Annotated in this window: 17 protein-coding genes and 1 tRNA gene; 3 read left to right on the top strand and 15 right to left on the bottom strand. The window is 52.4% G+C overall.

Annotated elements, in window-relative coordinates:
- Positions 1-45: 45 nt before the first annotated feature.
- On the top strand, positions 46-1794 hold the full coding sequence (locus ACT53D_RS04835) for an adenylyl cyclase (protein WP_476154764.1): 1749 nt from the start codon (positions 46-48) through the stop codon (positions 1792-1794).
- A 47-nt stretch (positions 1795-1841) separates the two neighbouring features.
- Here ACT53D_RS04835 and ACT53D_RS04840 read toward each other — a convergent pair whose 3' ends face one another.
- The 3 genes from ACT53D_RS04840 to rnr form a co-directional block, all read right to left on the bottom strand.
- Positions 1842-3620, bottom strand: a complete 1779-nt coding sequence (locus ACT53D_RS04840; protein WP_476154766.1) for an ABC transporter ATP-binding protein — start codon at positions 3618-3620, stop codon at positions 1842-1844.
- 18 nt (positions 3621-3638) lie between these two features.
- On the bottom strand, positions 3639-4391 hold the full coding sequence (gene rlmB, locus ACT53D_RS04845) for a 23S rRNA (guanosine(2251)-2'-O)-methyltransferase RlmB (protein ID WP_476154768.1): 753 nt from the start codon (positions 4389-4391) through the stop codon (positions 3639-3641).
- Positions 4392-4579: 188 nt separating this feature from the next.
- On the bottom strand, positions 4580-7057 hold the full coding sequence (rnr, locus tag ACT53D_RS04850) for a ribonuclease R (protein WP_476154770.1): 2478 nt from the start codon (positions 7055-7057) through the stop codon (positions 4580-4582).
- 35 nt (positions 7058-7092) lie between these two features.
- On the opposite strand from rnr, the gene ACT53D_RS04855 reads away from it, so the two are divergent.
- Positions 7093-7177: transfer RNA gene (locus ACT53D_RS04855), tRNA-Leu, on the top strand.
- 147 nt (positions 7178-7324) lie between these two features.
- Here the strand turns inward: ACT53D_RS04855 and ACT53D_RS04860 are convergent.
- From ACT53D_RS04860 to ACT53D_RS04905, 10 genes are all read right to left on the bottom strand, one after another.
- A complete protein-coding gene (locus ACT53D_RS04860; protein WP_313988986.1) occupies positions 7325-7912 on the bottom strand; it encodes a hypothetical protein in 588 nt (195 codons plus the stop codon).
- Positions 7913-8072: 160 nt separating this feature from the next.
- On the bottom strand, positions 8073-8441 hold the full coding sequence (locus tag ACT53D_RS04865; protein WP_194746858.1) for a hypothetical protein: 369 nt from the start codon (positions 8439-8441) through the stop codon (positions 8073-8075).
- A 137-nt stretch (positions 8442-8578) separates the two neighbouring features.
- Positions 8579-9343: an MBL fold metallo-hydrolase gene (locus tag ACT53D_RS04870; protein ID WP_476145749.1), complete on the bottom strand. Its 765-nt coding sequence runs from the start codon at positions 9341-9343 to the stop codon at positions 8579-8581.
- Positions 9334-10110, bottom strand: coding sequence for a TatD family hydrolase (locus ACT53D_RS04875; protein ID WP_194746860.1), 777 nt, complete (start codon positions 10108-10110; stop codon positions 9334-9336). The genes ACT53D_RS04870 and ACT53D_RS04875 overlap by 10 nt, the downstream gene beginning before the upstream one ends.
- Positions 10111-10135: 25 nt before the next feature.
- Positions 10136-10498 (bottom strand): PilZ domain-containing protein, encoded by a 363-nt coding sequence (locus ACT53D_RS04880; protein WP_275355029.1) that lies wholly within the window; start codon positions 10496-10498, stop codon positions 10136-10138.
- A 124-nt stretch (positions 10499-10622) separates the two neighbouring features.
- Positions 10623-11633 (bottom strand): DNA polymerase III subunit delta', encoded by a 1011-nt coding sequence (gene holB, locus ACT53D_RS04885; protein WP_476145751.1) that lies wholly within the window; start codon positions 11631-11633, stop codon positions 10623-10625.
- Positions 11627-12232, bottom strand: a complete 606-nt coding sequence (gene tmk / locus ACT53D_RS04890; protein ID WP_476154772.1) for a dTMP kinase — start codon at positions 12230-12232, stop codon at positions 11627-11629. The genes holB and tmk overlap by 7 nt, the downstream gene beginning before the upstream one ends.
- Before the next feature lie 29 nt (positions 12233-12261).
- A complete protein-coding gene (gene mltG, locus ACT53D_RS04895; RefSeq protein WP_379076562.1) occupies positions 12262-13266 on the bottom strand; it encodes an endolytic transglycosylase MltG in 1005 nt (334 codons plus the stop codon).
- Complete coding sequence (pabC, locus tag ACT53D_RS04900) at positions 13253-14092, bottom strand: aminodeoxychorismate lyase (protein WP_476154775.1); 840 nt, start codon at positions 14090-14092, stop codon at positions 13253-13255. Before pabC ends, mltG begins: the two co-directional genes overlap by 14 nt.
- A gap of 9 nt (positions 14093-14101) precedes the next feature.
- Positions 14102-14305, bottom strand: coding sequence for a hypothetical protein (locus ACT53D_RS04905; protein ID WP_194746865.1), 204 nt, complete (start codon positions 14303-14305; stop codon positions 14102-14104).
- Between ACT53D_RS04905 and ACT53D_RS04910 the strand changes: the two genes are divergently transcribed.
- Positions 14304-14747 (top strand): hypothetical protein, encoded by a 444-nt coding sequence (locus ACT53D_RS04910; RefSeq protein ID WP_476154777.1) that lies wholly within the window; start codon positions 14304-14306, stop codon positions 14745-14747. The genes ACT53D_RS04905 and ACT53D_RS04910 overlap by 2 nt on opposite strands.
- A gap of 109 nt (positions 14748-14856) precedes the next feature.
- Here the strand turns inward: ACT53D_RS04910 and ACT53D_RS04915 are convergent, their stop codons facing one another.
- Entirely contained in the window at positions 14857-15351 is a 495-nt protein-coding gene (locus tag ACT53D_RS04915; protein ID WP_313988961.1) for an aminoacyl-tRNA deacylase, read from the bottom strand.
- A gap of 191 nt (positions 15352-15542) precedes the next feature.
- On the bottom strand, positions 15543-15917 hold the full coding sequence (locus ACT53D_RS04920; RefSeq protein ID WP_194746868.1) for a nucleotide pyrophosphohydrolase: 375 nt from the start codon (positions 15915-15917) through the stop codon (positions 15543-15545).
- Positions 15918-15933: the final 16 nt, after the last annotated feature.

Consider the following 15933-nt stretch of genomic DNA (forward strand, 5'->3'; position numbering starts at 1 on the left):
AGCGTGGTCCTGACTAGAGGACTTGTAAGAGAAAGCGAACTGTTTATGTATTCCGGGATTGCCGACAAAACACTGTTTACCCTATTTGGCGCGGGCCTCACCGCTTTGTTTTTAGCCGGATGCCAGGCGGATGCCCATAAAGTGCAAGCCAGTGCCCCCGACTTTGGCGAGAACGTGTTTGTGCTCGACCCACAAATGCCGACGGAAGAAGTGCAGGCTAGGCTGGATGCCCTGTTCAAACAACAAGAAAGTAACCAGTTTGGGCCTGAACGCTACGCGGTATTGTTCAAACCGGGCGTCTACCATAACAAGATCAAGTTGGGCTTTTATACCCAACTCATGGGTCTGGGCCGCTACCCTGATGAGGTCATGTTGCAGGGCGGGATTGAGGTCAAGGCCACCTGGCACGAAGAAGATGCCACACAAAATTTCTGGCGTAGCGTAGAGAACCTGTCGGTGACACCGGATAATGGCACCATGCAATGGGCGGTGTCGCAAGCTTCACCGCTACGCCGTCTGCATGTGCGTGGCAATATGTTGCTGGATGATAATGGCGGCTGGTCCAGTGGCGGTTTTATCGCCGACAGCCTGATTGACCAGCAAGTCAATTCGGGTACCCAGCAGCAGTGGTTAACCCGAAACAGCAACATTGGCAGCTGGACCAATGCCAACTGGAATATGGTCTTTGTTGGCGTCAAGCATGCCCCGGATGCGTCGCATTGGCCTAACCCACCCTATACCGACGTCCCGCAAACGCCTATCGTACGCGAGAAGCCGTTTTTGACAGTGACCGCGGCTGGTGAATACCAGGTTTACGTCCCTCCCTTGCGTCAGCAGACGCAAGGCATCAGTTGGCAAGACGCCCACCTGAACGGCACGACGATTCCCTTGAGCCGTTTTTATATCGCCAAAGCGGCAACAGATAACGCTGACAGCCTCAATGCAGCGCTCGCCAAAGGCCAGCATCTATTGCTGACGCCTGGCATTTACCAACTAGACAAAGCCCTCAACATTTCACATGCCAATACCGTCGTGCTTGGCCTGGGTATTGCCACCCTGCTGCCGACGCAGGGAAATCCTGCCATGACGGTGCAAGATGTCGATGGCGTGATTCTGGGCGGTGTGCTGTTTGATGCAGGCGAAAAAAACAGCGAGGTGTTATTGCAAGTGGGACAAAGCAAAACGACCATCTCGCATGTTCAAAACCCAATCAGCTTGCATGACGTGTTTTTCCGGGTAGGCGGCGCCAGTGTGGGCAATGCGACGCAGAGTGTCATGATCAATAGCAATCACGTCATTGGCGACAACTTGTGGGTTTGGCGTGGCGACCATGGCAATGGCATAGGCTGGGCCACCAATAAAACCAAGCATGGCATTGTCGTGAATGGCGATGATGTCACCATGTATGGCTTGTTTGTCGAGCACTTCCACGACTACCAAACCGTGTGGAATGGCGAAAATGGCGCCGTGTACTTTTACCAGAGTGAAGCGCCCTATGATGTCCCCAACCAGGCCAGCTGGATGAATGGCAGCAGCAACGGCTTTGCCTCTTACAAGGTGGCTGATCACGTCACACAGCACAGGGCCATCGGCATGGGCGTGTACTGCTTTTTTAATGACAACCCGGAAGTCAAACTAAGCAGCGCGATTGAGGCACCGCTGGGCGAACATATCCAGTTTGAGCGCATGACCAGCGTTTCGCTGGGCGGGACGGGCGAAATCACCCATGTGATCAACACCAGCGGCGACGCTGCCAAACCAGGCAGTGAAGTGTCTCGTCTGTTGAAGCCTTAACGTACTACCTTGTGAGCGCCTGCATTTAGCTGCAGGCGGCTCAAATCTTAGCTGGCCTGCTGGCCATACAAGCGTTGATAGACACTGCCGGCCTGCTGCACCAGCGTGTCATGCTGTCCTTCCTCAATGATGCGGCCACCATCAAACACCAGCACGCGGTCAGCCTCTTTCACGGCAGATAATCTGTGAGCAATGATGATAGTCGTGCGCCCACGCAAAAAAGTGCGCATTGCCTGATGCAGCAAAGCTTCCGTATGCGTATCCAGCATGGAGGTCGCCTCATCCAAGATGACGATTTGCGGCTGTTTCAGCATCATGCGAGCAATCGCCAGCCGTTGACGTTGGCCACCGGACAAGCGCACCCCACTGCGTCCAAGCTGCGACGCCAGTCCTTGTGGCAAATCGCGCACAAATTGCGCCAGCTGCGCAATTTCAAGCGCCTGCCATAAGGCATCATCCGAATAAGCGGTTTCCAGACTCAGGTTTTGGCGCACGCTGTCATTAAACAACATGGGTTGTTGCAGCACCACGCCCAAGTGTTCGCGCACCTGTGCATAGCCCAACTGCTCAATCGGCTGGCCGTTGAACAAGATCTGGCCCTGAGTGGGGGCATATAAGCCCAGCAACAGTTGCACCAGGGTGGACTTGCCCGCGCCTGAGACGCCGACCAGCGCCACTTGCTCACCCGGTGCAATATCCAGCGTCACGTCGGCCAGAATAGGATCGCCTTCGCCGTAAGCAAAGGTCACGTTTTGCAGGCGGATTGCTGCAGGCGAATGTGCATCCAGGGCTTGTACGGTGGCAGGATAATGGGGTTCTTCATCCGCCGCCAATACCTGGTTGATCCGACCCAGCGCCGCCTTGGCCGCGTAATAAGACACTTGTACCGACAACAGCTCTTGCACCGGGCCCATCATGAACCACAAGTAGCCAAACACGGCGATCATCTGGCCGACAGACAAGTTGGAAAACACCACCATCAACATGGCGACGGCACGAAAAATCTCAAAGCCAAATAAAAACACGCCGAATGACAAACGCGCCAAAGCATCAGACTTCCAGCCGGAAGCCGTGGCGGCGGCTCTAACTGCCTCTGCCGCCTGCTTGGCTTTATCCAGAAAGCGGCGGTCGCTATTGCTGGCCCGCAGTTGCTGCATCACTTCCAGCGTCTCGTTCACCGATTGCGACAAAACCTCAAAGGCGCCATTCTCACGCTGCTTCCAGGCTTTGACTTTTTTGCCCAAGACCATGGTCAGCGCGATCACAAACGGATTCAAGAACAGGATAATCAACGCCAGTTGCCAATGCATCCAGAGCAAGACACCAGCCACGCCAACCACGCTTAAGACCGCGACCAGCACTTTGGCGATGGTTTCACCTAAAAACTTGTCCAGCGTCTCAATATCGGTGAGCAGCCTGGCAGTGACTTGCCCTGCACCCAGGCTTTCATAGACTTGCATGCGTATCCTGCCCAGTTTATCCAGCAGCATTTGCCTTACTCCCAGCGTCACCTGTTTGGATAAGCCGACAAAAATACGGGTGGTCGCCACGCCGAGCAAAACACTACTTAAGCGCAAGCTGATCGTGAACACCGTCACCACCACGATAATGGCAATCGGCCCCAGCCATTCGGCGGGGAGCAGCGCCGTCATTAATTTCGTGAGTTTGCCCGGTTGGTGCAGTAATACCTCATCCACCAGCAAGGGCATCAATAGCGGAATCGGCACCGCCACCATCGCCCCGCAAAAAGCCAGGCATTGCCCCAACCACAAACGGCGGGTCTGCTGGCGGAGTTGCTGCCACAAATCCTGCAAGCTTAGGGTCATGAGGATTGAGGTCTTTAGTTAGACGGCCAAGACGCGCTGACGGCGAATCTCGTATAACGCAATGCCACTGGCCACACTCACATTCAGGCTTTGTACCGTGCCAAACATGGGGATGGTAATCAAGGCATCACACGTTTCCTCGGTCAATCGACGCATGCCATCGCCCTCAGCCCCCATCACCAGGGCGATAGGGCCTTGCAGCTTGGTATTGTGCAGCGAGCTCGGCGCATCCATGGTGGTGCCAACAATAAACACCCCCGCTTCTTTCAGCTCGCGTAAGGTGCGCGCCAGATTGGTCACGGCAATAAATGGCACCGTTTCGGCCGCGCCACTAGCAACCTTACGCACCGTGCCATTCAGGCCAACAGAGCGGTCTTTGGGTGCAATAATCGCATGCACGCCCATGGCATCGGCCACACGCAAACATGCCCCGAGGTTATGCGGGTCTTGCACACCATCCAGCACCAGGAAGAACGGCGGTTCGTCCAGATCAGACTCCAGCACATCGTGGATATCCTTGTAAGGCATGGGCGTTTCTATCACGCGCGCAATCACGCCCTGATGGCGGCCATGCGCACCGATAAAGCCATCCAGGCGCTGGCGATCCGCCTGAATCACGCGGATATTCTGCCCTTTAGCCATCTCAAGCAAATCACGCATCCGCGCGTCTACCCGGTCCTGGTCAATAATAATTTCCTGAATGCTGCTACCATGCTGACGCATGCGACTCAACACCGCATGAAAACCAAACAAAATGCGGGCTTCCGACATAATCACTCCTAAATTTTTGATCTCTTTTGCCTATGCTTTGGCAAAAGTGAAAATACGAATCGCGCAGAGGCAGCTACATTCACTGCCCCGTGCGCGACGAGATGCCCCAAGCAGGGCAATATTGCATTAACCGCTATTATCCCAGATTTTTCATAAAGCGATTTTTCAATCTGATTGCACGGCTGGGATTATCGGGCTTTCGCCTTGGGTTTGCCTTTATTTTTTTGCGCAGAATGGCGGCCCTTGTCTTTGGCTGAGCGGCTTCTGGCCGGAGCAGGTTTGCTCGCAGCGGGCTTGTCTGCGGCGCTGCGAGGCGTGCTGGTGCCGGATCTGGTTGATTTTTTGGCTGGTTGTTTAGCCGTTTTGGGTGCTTCCCACACTGCGGGCACCACCTTTTCAACCGGCTTGGCAGACCGTGTCTTTTTCACGCTGGACACGGCCAACGATTCAGCGACAGTACCATCTGCCGGATCAACCACGCCCTCTGACTTGCCGACCAGTGTAAAGTCAATACGCGTGGTTTCAAGATCCACACGCACCACCTTCACGGTTAAGCGGTCGCCTAAACGATAGCGCACGCCGGTGCGCTCGCCCACCATCTCATGACGGGCTTTGTCATGGATGAAGTAGTCATTGCCAAGGTCGGTGACATGCAGCAAGCCTTCCACATAAACCTCATCCAGCGCCACAAACAAACCAAAGCTGGTGACACCTGCCACCGTACCACTGAACACCTCACCCACTTTATCCTGCATGTAAAAGCATTTGAGCCAGTTCGTCACATCGCGGGTTGCGTCGTCGGCACGGCGCTCGGTCATGGAACAGTGCACGCCAAGGTGATGCCAGTCTTTGGCCTGATATCGCTTACCTTCCACCACAGCCTTGATCGCTCTATGCACCAGCAAGTCAGGATAGCGGCGGATCGGCGAAGTGAAATGCGTATACGCCTCATACGCCAGACCAAAGTGGCCGACGTTATCCGGGCTGTACACCGCCTGCTGCATCGAGCGTAACAAGACTGTCTGTAATAACTGCGCATCCGGACGTTCTTTGATACGCTGCATGAGTTTGGCGTAGTCTTTGGCGTGCGGGCTCTCGCCCCCACCCACACCAAAACCAAATTCGCCCATAAACAGGCGTAAGGCCTCCAGTTTTTCTGGCGTCGGCCCTTCATGGATACGGAACAGGCAGGTCTGCTCGTTTTTGAGCAAAAAGTCAGCGGCACAGACGTTGGCCGCCAGCATGCACTCTTCAATCAGTTTATGCGCATCATTGCGCACCACCGGCACAATCTTGTCGATTTTGCCATTATCGTTAAACACCATCATGGTTTCAGTGGATTCAAACTCCACCGCACCGCGTTTTTCGCGTTGCGTGAGCATGAGTCTGAATACGCTATTCAAGTTCTGCAAATGCGGTAACAGCCAGGTATATTCCTCACTCAACGCAGCATCTTCGCCCTGCAATAAGGCAGCGACTTTGGTGTACGTCATGCGCGCTTTAGACTGCATCACCGAAGGGTAAAACTGGTATTGCTTGACCACGCCCTGCCCGTCCACTTGCATATCGCACACCATGCACAATCGCTCAACATCCGGGTTCAACGAACACAGCCCGTTAGACAAAGCCTCCGGCAACATCGGGATCACACGACGCGGAAAATACACCGAGTTACCGCGGTCAAACGCCTCTTTATCCAGCGCGTCCCCAGGCTGCACATAAAAGCTCACGTCCGCAATCGCCACCACCAGGCGCCAACCTTTGCCTTGCGGCTCAGCAAACACAGCATCGTCAAAGTCACGTGCGGTTTCACCATCAATCGTGATCAAAGCCAAATCACGCAAATCCTTGCGGCCTTTATAATCTTTGGCTTGTACGGTTTTAGGAAAGTCTTCTGCCTGCTTGAGCGCCGCAGGATTGAATTGATGCGGCAAATGATGCTTGCGCAAGGCAATCTCAATCTCCATGCCGCTATCCGCATAATTGCCCAAAATCTCGACAATTTTGCCCATGGGGTTAGAGTGCGAAGAAGGATATTCGGTTAACTCAACCGTCACCACCTGTCCCACTTGCGCATCCATATCCAGATGGTATGGAATCAGGATATCCTGGCTGATACGCTTGTCTTCAGCCGCAACGATGGTCACGCCCTGGGCGCGAATCACACGCCCCACCAGGGTCTTATTCGCCCGCTCAAGCACCTCAACCAGCTTGCCCTCAGGTCGACCTCTGCGATCCACCCCGGCCAACCGCACCATGGCGCGGTCGCCATGCATGACCAAGGTCATTTCCTTGGGGCCTAAAAAGATATCTTCAGGATTTTTGGTTTTATCATCGGGGACCAAGAACCCATAACCATCGGTATGTCCGAACACGGTCCCCGCAATCAAATGGATTTTATCCGGCAAACAAAACGCACCCTTGCGGTTACGCATCAACTGGCCATCGCGCTCCATCGCGCCCAACCGGCGGTTAAAAATGTCACGCTCATCATGGCTGATATCGAGCATCACATAAATCTGCTCAGCACTCAGGGGAATGCCCTGGTCTGACAACAACTGCAACACCAACTCGCGACTAGGCAGCGGTGTTTGGTATAACTCAGCTTCACGCTGGGCCTGCGGGTCATTTGCACGCAGGGATTTTTTAGTTTTTCTGGTTGACAATATTTATTCTTCCTTTAAAATGCACAGCTTCTTTAGCCCAGATGGCGAAATTGGTAGACGCGCTAGTTTCAGGTACTAGTGTTTAACGACGTGGAGGTTCGAGTCCTCTTCTGGGCACCATCAAGCAGCTTTCCAGCTGTGCCAAATTAGACTCCCAAGCAAACAATGTTTTTTGTGTATTACAAAGAATTTTCTTGGCTGTTTTTTGAATCAACATGTGGTCAGTTTAACACTCTTTGGTAATTGACTCTGTTTAAACTTCAAAACCTATATTCCTTTTTTTCTTCTATCAAAAATAACAATTAGAAAAACCGAAATTATCATAGCACCCCATGGGTAGGCCCATTTCATCACCCAAGGTGTCTCCTTAAAGCTGGGTAAAATTAGTCCTATGAGTAGGAAAAATGAAGACACGAACATTATTCCGCCCATCGCACTTGCCCTACCAGAGGTCATGGTGACTACCAAAAAAAAGCTTAAAACCAGCCAAGGAAATAAAATATAAATACTCTTTGTAAACCACTCAGGGAACGAATACCTTGTAGTTAAACTTGCCCCATCCACACCTACATAGCTTTTATAATTTACCTGAGAGTTAAACCCAGCTACTAGGCTTTTAAAGGATTCATTTAGCACCTTGTCATTTTCCTCCAAGTTTAGCTTTTCAGATAATGTTACTAATTGATCGAAAATTTTAACTTGCTTATCAAGCCTCTCCAGAGCAAAGTGCTGTGTATACGCTTCATATGCAAAGATTGCACTAATCAGAAGAAACAGCAAAACGAATGTAAATGTGAGTCGAGACCATGTGAAGTTAGTTAGTAGCCGTTCAAAGAAATCAATTAGACTGTTCATAATAATCATCCATCATTGATTATTTAATTGTCAAAAGTATAAGCAAAATTTAAGCGGCATGGCATTGCAACATAAACCTCGCATAATCATTACTTGTTAATGGAAAAATAAAAAAGCCCCGGTCTGCCGAGGCTTTTTTTTAATCCAGCAACTAAATTGCCTAGCGGTTATTAAAGAAGCCAATATTCATCACTCTGTCATTCACAAAAGTGACTTCGGTTTCTTTGTACGTGTTCTTTTTGTCGTATTTGACCAGGTTTTTGTAGTACCACATCTCAACCTGTACAGGTTTTGAGCTGTCTTGTTGTTTGCCGATGCCTGCGATCATGCTGTTGGCGTTGGTGGGTTTGACGGATTGCTGTTTTTTAAAGGGTTGGCCGAGTTTTTCGAGCACCACTTTTTTGGATTTGCCGCTAAAGCCGTTGATAAAGTCGTTTTCATCGTAGGTTTTGCCTGCCAGTGCGCTGGTTGCAGCCAGGGCAAGTGTGGCGGTGACCAAGGCGGTCATAAGATGGGTGTATACCTTCATGTTTACTTCCTGTTATCCAAAATCAAATTACTGAATTATTGTTTTGTGCAAGTATAACTGTTTATGTCTGGCTTTGGTTGACCTGGAGAATGTGCCAGTTGGCTTCAGTGCAAGATTTAAAGCCCTTGGTTCACCGTTTAAAAATCAAGTTGCATGCCGTCATAACCGACCTGGACATTGGCAGGCACCCTGGCTTGCAGGGCCTGATATTCAAGCTCATGGGTCATATGAATGAGCACATTGCGCTTGGCGCCTATGCGTTCAATCAAGGCCAGTGATTGCTCAACGTTGACATGCGTGGGGTGCGGTTTTTCGCGCAGGCAATCTATGAGCAACAGGTCTACCCCTTGCAGCAAGGCATACGCGCTTTCCGGGATATCGGAGACATCGGTCATGTAGACAAAGTTAGCGATACGGTAGGCGTAGATGCGGATTTTGCCGTGCATGATGGGGATGGGGATAATCTGCTGACCAGCCGCTTCAAACGGGCCCTCGACGGTATGTGCAGCCAAAACGGGCAAGTCCCAGTAGGTGGGGATGGGGTCACGCAGGGTGTAACCGAACTTTTCCTGAATATGGGTAACCGCCTCGGGATAACTGTAGAGCGGGATCTGGCAGCGGTTGATCTGGCAAAACGCGCGTAAATCATCAATGCCGTGCAGATGATCTGCATGGGTGTGGGTGTACAGCACGGCATCCACCCTGCGCATCTGCTGGCGCAAAGCTTGCAGGCGCAGGTCTGGCGAGGTGTCTATGAGGATCACGCGGCCGTCATCCAGTGTGACCATACTGGAGCAACGTGTGCGCTTATTGCGCGTATCGGTCGAGCTGCATGTGGCGCATTGGCAGCCGATCGCGGGCGTGCCAGCGCTGGAGCCTACGCCTAGTATGGTCAGTTGCATGGCTGGGCGTGCTTGAACAGTTTAAAAAAGTTAGCGGTGGTTGCGTCCATGATCTGCTGTAATGGCTGCTCGCGCAGGCGCGCAATTTCTTCTGCCACATGCCGCACATAAGCGGGCTGATTGGTTTTGCCCCTGAACGGGATAGGCGCTAGATAGGGGGAATCGGTTTCGACCAACATGGATGCCAGCGGCACTTTTTGCGCGACATCTTTGAGCGCCTGGGCATTTTTAAACGTCACGATGCCAGAAAACGAGATATAGAAACCCATGGCAATCGCGGCCTGGGCCACCTCCCAGCTTTCTGTAAAGCAGTGCATAACGCCCCCAACCTCGGCCGCGCCCTCCTCCTGCATAATCTTGATAGTATCCTCGGCCGCATTACGGGTATGGATGATCAAGGGTTTACCCGTCTGCCTTGCCGCCCGGATATGCGTTCTGAAGCGCTCGCGCTGCCAGGACAAATCACCAGTTAAACGGAAGTAATCCAGTCCGGTTTCGCCAATCGCCACCACGCGTGGATGATTGGCCAGTTCAACCAGGCCTTGTACGGTAGGCTCGGTAATGTTTTCGTAATCAGGATGCACGCCGACTGAGGCATAAATGTTGGGATACTGCTCGGCAATGGCAAGTACTTCGGGGAATTTATCCAGCGTGACCGAGACGCACAAGGCATGCCCCACCTGGTTGCTGCGCATGCTCTCCAATACTTGATCCATGTTCTGGACCAGCTCGGGAAAATTCAGGTGGCAATGGGAATCTACTAACATATTCTTTCTGTCTGCGTGCTAATCACTAAATGGTATTCGACGGTCGGCTAGATTTGAGTGCGGCACCCAAGATAGATTCAATCCGTTTTTTGGCTTCGGCACCGCCATCTTTGTCACTAAACTGAATGCCTATGCCTTGCGGCTTGTTGTTGACCGCCTGCGGCGTGATCCAGATCACCTTACCTACCACTTTGAGCTTGTTTGGATCATTGAGCAAAGTGAGCAACATAAACACTTCTTCGCCCATTTTAAAAGACTTGCTGGTGGGGATAAACAAGCCCCCGCCTTTGACAAAAGGCATATACGCCGCAAACAGGGCGGCTTTTTCTCGAATCGCCAGCGACAACACACCAGGTTTTGCCGCTGCAGAAGGTTGCATCTCGGTCATGACATCAGCTCCAGAGTACGTGAGCGGTTAATGAAGGATACAGGGATAGTGACTACTTGAGCACAATACTGAGTTGCACGTTGTTGTTTCTAACACCGCGCGCCTTGCATCTGATCTCGCGCACTCACTTATTCGGTTTATCCTCAAATATTTTTTTGTATTGCAACAACAGCTGCTCCAACTGCAACTCCTGATTGAGCGGATGTTGTGCGGTCATTTTAAAACGATTTAGCTGTTGCTGAAACGCCAGCAGCCGCGATAATTGCACACGCCCGGCCAGCCCCTGCAAAGCAGCTGCTTCTGAGGGATGGTAGCGCAAAGGTTGCTGATGGCAGGACAACCAAACGTCCAGCAACCACTTTTGCAGCACTTGTATCGCCGCTTCCATACCTTGCTTGATCAGCACCGGCACCGCAGCCACCACGTCAATCTCGGCACCGCGGCGTAAGTGCGGTTGAAACTGCTGATACCAGGCATACCAGTCCAGGTCGTCTTGCAGCACGGTAATCGGCGCCCCGCCACTGTAGTGCCAGAGCCATTCAGGTTGAGCAATGCCTTGTGACTGCATCCATTGCAAGCCTTGTGATTCACTGGGCACCGGCATCTCCACCTGCATGCAGCGGCTCAGGATGGTCGGCAGCAACGCTTGTCTTTGATGTGAGACCAGCAAAAACTGCGTGCGCTGCGGCGGTTCTTCCAGCAACTTGAGCAAGGCATTGGACGCCGCGACATTCATGGCTTCCAGCGGGTGAATCAACACCACGCGCATGCCTTCAACACGGTGACTGCTCAGCGATAAATAATCATGCAAGGCGCGAATCTGGTCGATGAGGATTTGCTGCCGCTTGCGGGTTTTCTTTTTGCTGCCCTCAGCGCTGTCTTCATCTTCTGGCGTGATCTCCCTAAAATCAGGGTGCGCGCCTTCGGATAGCCAGTGACAGGACTGACACTGACCGCAAGCATGGCCGTGTTCAGGCTGCAAGCACAGCAAGGCAGCGGCCATCGCGCGCGCAAAAGCCAGTTTGCCGATGCCAGTTTTGCCATGCAACAACAGCGCATGGTGGCGTGACTGGCCTGCTTGCATCCATTGTGCAAATAACGTGGCCTGCCATGGGTACTCTTGGGTCATCAACATTGGCGGATGATTTCTGCAACACTCTGCTGCACGTCAAGCAGGGGGCGATTGGCATCTATGACTCTGAAGCGTTGCGGATATTGGGCAGCCCGCGCAAGATATTGCGCGCGCAACAGCTCAAAAAACGCCGCGCCATGCGCTTCAAATTTATCCGGGGTGCGTGCGCCCGCCAACCGTTGCAGGCTCACCTCTACCGGCACATCAAACAGCAAGGTCAGGTCTGGTTGCAAATCGCCCTGCACCCACTGCTCAAGCTGCTGCATTTTTTCCATGGCCAGGCCACGAGCGCCACATTGATACGCATAAGAAGCATCGGTAAAACGGTCTGATAGCACAATCGCGCCGCGCTGCAAAGCGGGCAGAATGACTTGCTGCAAATGCTCGGCGCGCGCAGCAAACATCAGCAGCGACTCTGTCTCCACATGCATCTCACGGTGCAAGAGCAAAGCTCGCAATTCCTCGCCCAAAGGCGTGCCGCCAGGTTCGCGCGTAGACACCACTTCTCTGCCGGTCGCTTGCAGCAACTCAAGAATAGTGGGGATATGCGTACTTTTACCCGCGCCATCCATGCCTTCCAGCGTAATAAACAACCCTGCCATGTCCCGATTTCCCTTTAACTTTACGACAACTATTTTTTTAACTGGTACGCCCGCACCGCCTGGTTATGCGCTTCGAGTGTCGCGGTAAACACATGCCTGCCTTGGCCGTTGGCAACAAAATATAAGGCGTTGGTATTGGCCGGATGCAATGCCGCCTGAATCGAGGCCAGGCCAGGCAAAGCAATCGGCGTCGGCGGCAAGCCGCTGCGCGTATAGGTGTTATACGGCGTATCCGCCAGCAAGTCTTTTTTGCTGATATTGCCACGGTAACGCGTGCCCATGCCATAAATCACGGTGGGGTCAGTTTGCAGGCGCATGCCTTTGCGCAGGCGGTTCACAAACACACCGGCAATCTGCGGCCGTTCTTCTTCCACACCGGTTTCTTTCTCTACAATTGAGGCCATGATTAAGGCCTCATACATGGTACGGTAAGGCAGGCCCGATGCGCGTTGCTCCCACGCCTGATTCAAGTGCTGCACCATTTTTTGATAAGCGCGCTTATACAAATCTAGGTCACTGCTTTGCGCATCCAGAAAATACGTATCCGGGAAAAACCAGCCTTCGGGGGCATCGTTCTGGCCGCTCACCTGCTGCATCAGTTCCTGGTCGGACAACATGAGCGTGTCGTGGCGGATACCTGGCATTTGCGCCAGCTTTTGCCTGAAGTCGGCAAAGGTTTTACCCTCGGTCAATTGCAGTTTGAACTGGTCAAACGTGCCATGCTTGAGCACATCAATGAGGCCCATCACTTGCAAGGGCGTATTAAAGGCATAATCGCCCGCCTGCAACTTGTTGGCACTACCCGTGAGTTTCACCACCAGCAAAAAACTGTACGGCTCGGTGAGCACGCCTGAAGCCACCAACTGGTCGGCAATCGCACGCACACTGGCCCCGGCAGGAATTTGCATGCCTATGGTTTCTGAGGCCATGGGCAGCGGGCGGATCAAAAAGATCACGATCCAGATGGCTAATGCCAGTGTCGTCAGGCCCAACAAGGCCAGACTGTATTGAAAAAAACGTTTAATGAACAACATAATGCAACTGGGTTCTGAGGGTGTGTGCCCAATCATTGTGTGCCAATGGCTGCGCATCAAGCTGCGTCACCTGTAACACGCCATAGACACTGTTGGTGATAATCACGGCATCGGCAGTGAGCACATCTTGTACGGTCAACCGGGTCAAGCTGACCGGCTGGCCTTGCGTTTTATACCAGTCCAGAATTTTTTGCCGCATGACCCCGGCCACGCCACACTGGTCCAATATCGGGGTCATGACCTGCCCGGCCTTGTGAATAAAAAGATTGCCGCTCACCGCTTCGATCACCTGACCCTGGTAATCCAGCATCAAGCCGTCAAAAAAGCGGGGGTCTTTCAGTTCAGCTCGGGCCAAGACATTTTCTAGCCGGTTTAAGTGCTTGATGCCCGCTAACAAAGGCTGGCTGGCCAGTCGGGTCTGGCACTGATAGAGCGCGACCCCCTGGGTGTATATGGCCTCAGGATAGACTGGCAAAGGGCTCCAGACAAACACGCGGGTTGGTTCGGAAATGGCGGGGGGCGCATAGCCGCGGGCACCATCGCCACGCGTAATGATGATTTTGACTACGCCGGATAATTTGGTCTCATCCTCACCGGCAGACATCAGGCTTTTGAATTCTTGCATCAGCAATTCAGCCGACGGACAGACCATCAGGATTTTGCTGCAATCCGCAACTAGGGTTTGATAATGCAGGGGCCAGTCTTGCAGTTCACCATCGAGCAGGCGCATGGTGCGAAATATGCCATCGCCATAAGCAAAACCGCGGTTGGTCGGGCTCACGCCGCTCACCAGTCTCCCATTCACGCAGTAACGCACCAAACTCATGTTTCGCCATTAAATATCTGTGTTTCTAACAAGGCTGAACCTTACCATAAATCTGCTGGCACTGACGGGTGGCTGGCCAAAAATGCAGGCCAGCACACTGGAAAAATGCGGCAAATTAAAAGAATTAAAGGGTGTTCTAAAGTTTTTTTCTGGCATGCCGTTAACAAGATACGCGGTAATGTGAGCGAAATAATGATTAAGGGCTTCGATCATGTCTATTTCAAGTATACAAAACAGCAATGTGTCGTCGTTATTGAACAAGGCTTACAACACGGATAACAGTGCTGGCACCAGCAAGGTGCAAACCACGGACAGCAAACAGGCTGATGAGACGCCACAAACTGCGGCAGAAGCCGCTGTTGAAAGCGCCAAAGTGATTCTTGGGGGCCAACAGGCGCCACAAACCTACACAGCGCAAGGCTTGATGCAACAATTACGCCAGTACCAGCTCAACAACGCTACAGTAATGTTTGGGGACAACAGCGACGACGCCAATCAGGATGCACTGCCCGGTATGCTTGGCAATAACGCTGAGGAGTCAGACAGCAGCAGTCAGGACTGGGCTAGCACCATCAGCAAGAACCCAGGTCAGGCAGCCGTGATGGTCGAGCGCAGTAAAAGTAACTCCCTGAATACGATCTTCAACAACAAATAAGTCGGCGATCCGCTCAGCCTGAACGACGTCTGGACGCACCGCGCAGCAGGCGAATCTTAACGTCCCTGCGCCGCCAGGCACTTACATGCTGCGCGCTTCTAACCTGAAGTTAAACCTTCACAAACTGCCCAACCGGGTATGCGCTCAACAAGGCTTGCAAATCACTGCCACTCAGCGCCAGTGCATAGCCCAGCACACCACTACCAATCACCACCCGATCGTAACTCAACACGCTTTGGTCAACCAGCACGCGCAAGCCAGCGGGCAAAGCAATCGGCGGCACTGCACCAACCACATAGCCGGTGGCCTCAGGCACTTCGTCATATTCTGCCATACGGCACTTACGCTCACTCAAGTGCGCGCGCAACAAGGCCCAATCAGCACGGCCAGCCCCCGCCACCGCGAGCAGACTAAAGCCAGTATGCTCCCCTTTAAACACGACACTACGCACGACCGATTGTGGATCTAGGCCTTGTGCTGTTAGCAGCTCTTCTAGGCTGCGAATCGGTTTTTTGTCTTCGCTGAGCGGGATTTCGATGACCTCGAACGCGATGTGTTGCTGCTCGAGCAAACGGGTTACCGGGGAATCTAAAGTTACACGCATGGCTATTCCTTCAATATAACAAACTACATTAAATTCAACATTTAAATGCGCGGGTGCTTCTATCAATTCAAGTTGCTAAGTCAGACAAGACGCGACTAAAAAGTTTTGACGTCGCATATAGCGGATATGTAAGGAGACATTTTTTATACGCAACGCAGTATAGCGACGAAAAATGAGTTTATAGAAGTGCCCTATTGATATTCTGTATATTTAGCATTACTCCCCTTGCATTTCTCAACCGGATATTTTTGCGCATTCAACTCGATCTTGGCATGGGTGGCTGCAATCAAGTCTATGCCACACACCTCGGCAATCCGCAGCAGGTAAACAAAGGTGTCGGCCAGCTCTTGCCCAACTTTTTCGCGCGTGGCGGCATCCAACTGGCGGCTATTATCCTCAGTCATCCATTGAAAATGCTCAACCACTTCTGCCGCCTCAACTATCATGGCCATGGCCAGATTTTTAGGGGAATGAAACTGCGCCCAGTCACGTGCCTGCACAAATGCATTAATGCGCTCACGCAAATTCAGTAAAGAGTCAGTCGTTTGGTGTTGGTGTTCAGTCATAAATAAACTCAATAAA

It is taken from the genome of Methylophilus sp. DMC16 (genome assembly GCF_056314045.1).

What these genes read in the sequence shown, in the direction of transcription:
- ACT53D_RS04835 (WP_476154764.1), top strand. Translation starts at nt 46, where the DNA reads ATGTATTCCGGGATTGCCGACAAAACACTGTTTACCCTATTTGGCGCG.
- ACT53D_RS04840 (WP_476154766.1), bottom strand. Translation starts at nt 3,620, where the DNA reads ATGACCCTAAGCTTGCAGGATTTGTGGCAGCAACTCCGCCAGCAGACC.
- rlmB (WP_476154768.1), bottom strand. Translation starts at nt 4,391, where the DNA reads ATGTCGGAAGCCCGCATTTTGTTTGGTTTTCATGCGGTGTTGAGTCGC.
- ACT53D_RS04860 (WP_313988986.1), bottom strand. Translation starts at nt 7,912, where the DNA reads ATGAACAGTCTAATTGATTTCTTTGAACGGCTACTAACTAACTTCACA.
- ACT53D_RS04865 (WP_194746858.1), bottom strand. Translation starts at nt 8,441, where the DNA reads ATGAAGGTATACACCCATCTTATGACCGCCTTGGTCACCGCCACACTT.
- ACT53D_RS04870 (WP_476145749.1), bottom strand. Translation starts at nt 9,343, where the DNA reads ATGCAACTGACCATACTAGGCGTAGGCTCCAGCGCTGGCACGCCCGCG.
- ACT53D_RS04875 (WP_194746860.1), bottom strand. Translation starts at nt 10,110, where the DNA reads ATGTTAGTAGATTCCCATTGCCACCTGAATTTTCCCGAGCTGGTCCAG.
- ACT53D_RS04880 (WP_275355029.1), bottom strand. Translation starts at nt 10,498, where the DNA reads ATGACCGAGATGCAACCTTCTGCAGCGGCAAAACCTGGTGTGTTGTCG.
- holB (WP_476145751.1), bottom strand. Translation starts at nt 11,633, where the DNA reads ATGTTGATGACCCAAGAGTACCCATGGCAGGCCACGTTATTTGCACAA.
- tmk (WP_476154772.1), bottom strand. Translation starts at nt 12,232, where the DNA reads ATGGCAGGGTTGTTTATTACGCTGGAAGGCATGGATGGCGCGGGTAAA.
- mltG (WP_379076562.1), bottom strand. Translation starts at nt 13,266, where the DNA reads ATGTTGTTCATTAAACGTTTTTTTCAATACAGTCTGGCCTTGTTGGGC.
- pabC (WP_476154775.1), bottom strand. Translation starts at nt 14,092, where the DNA reads ATGAGTTTGGTGCGTTACTGCGTGAATGGGAGACTGGTGAGCGGCGTG.
- ACT53D_RS04910 (WP_476154777.1), top strand. Translation starts at nt 14,304, where the DNA reads ATGTCTATTTCAAGTATACAAAACAGCAATGTGTCGTCGTTATTGAAC.
- ACT53D_RS04905 (WP_194746865.1), bottom strand. Translation starts at nt 14,305, where the DNA reads ATGATCGAAGCCCTTAATCATTATTTCGCTCACATTACCGCGTATCTT.
- ACT53D_RS04915 (WP_313988961.1), bottom strand. Translation starts at nt 15,351, where the DNA reads ATGCGTGTAACTTTAGATTCCCCGGTAACCCGTTTGCTCGAGCAGCAA.
- ACT53D_RS04920 (WP_194746868.1), bottom strand. Translation starts at nt 15,917, where the DNA reads ATGACTGAACACCAACACCAAACGACTGACTCTTTACTGAATTTGCGT.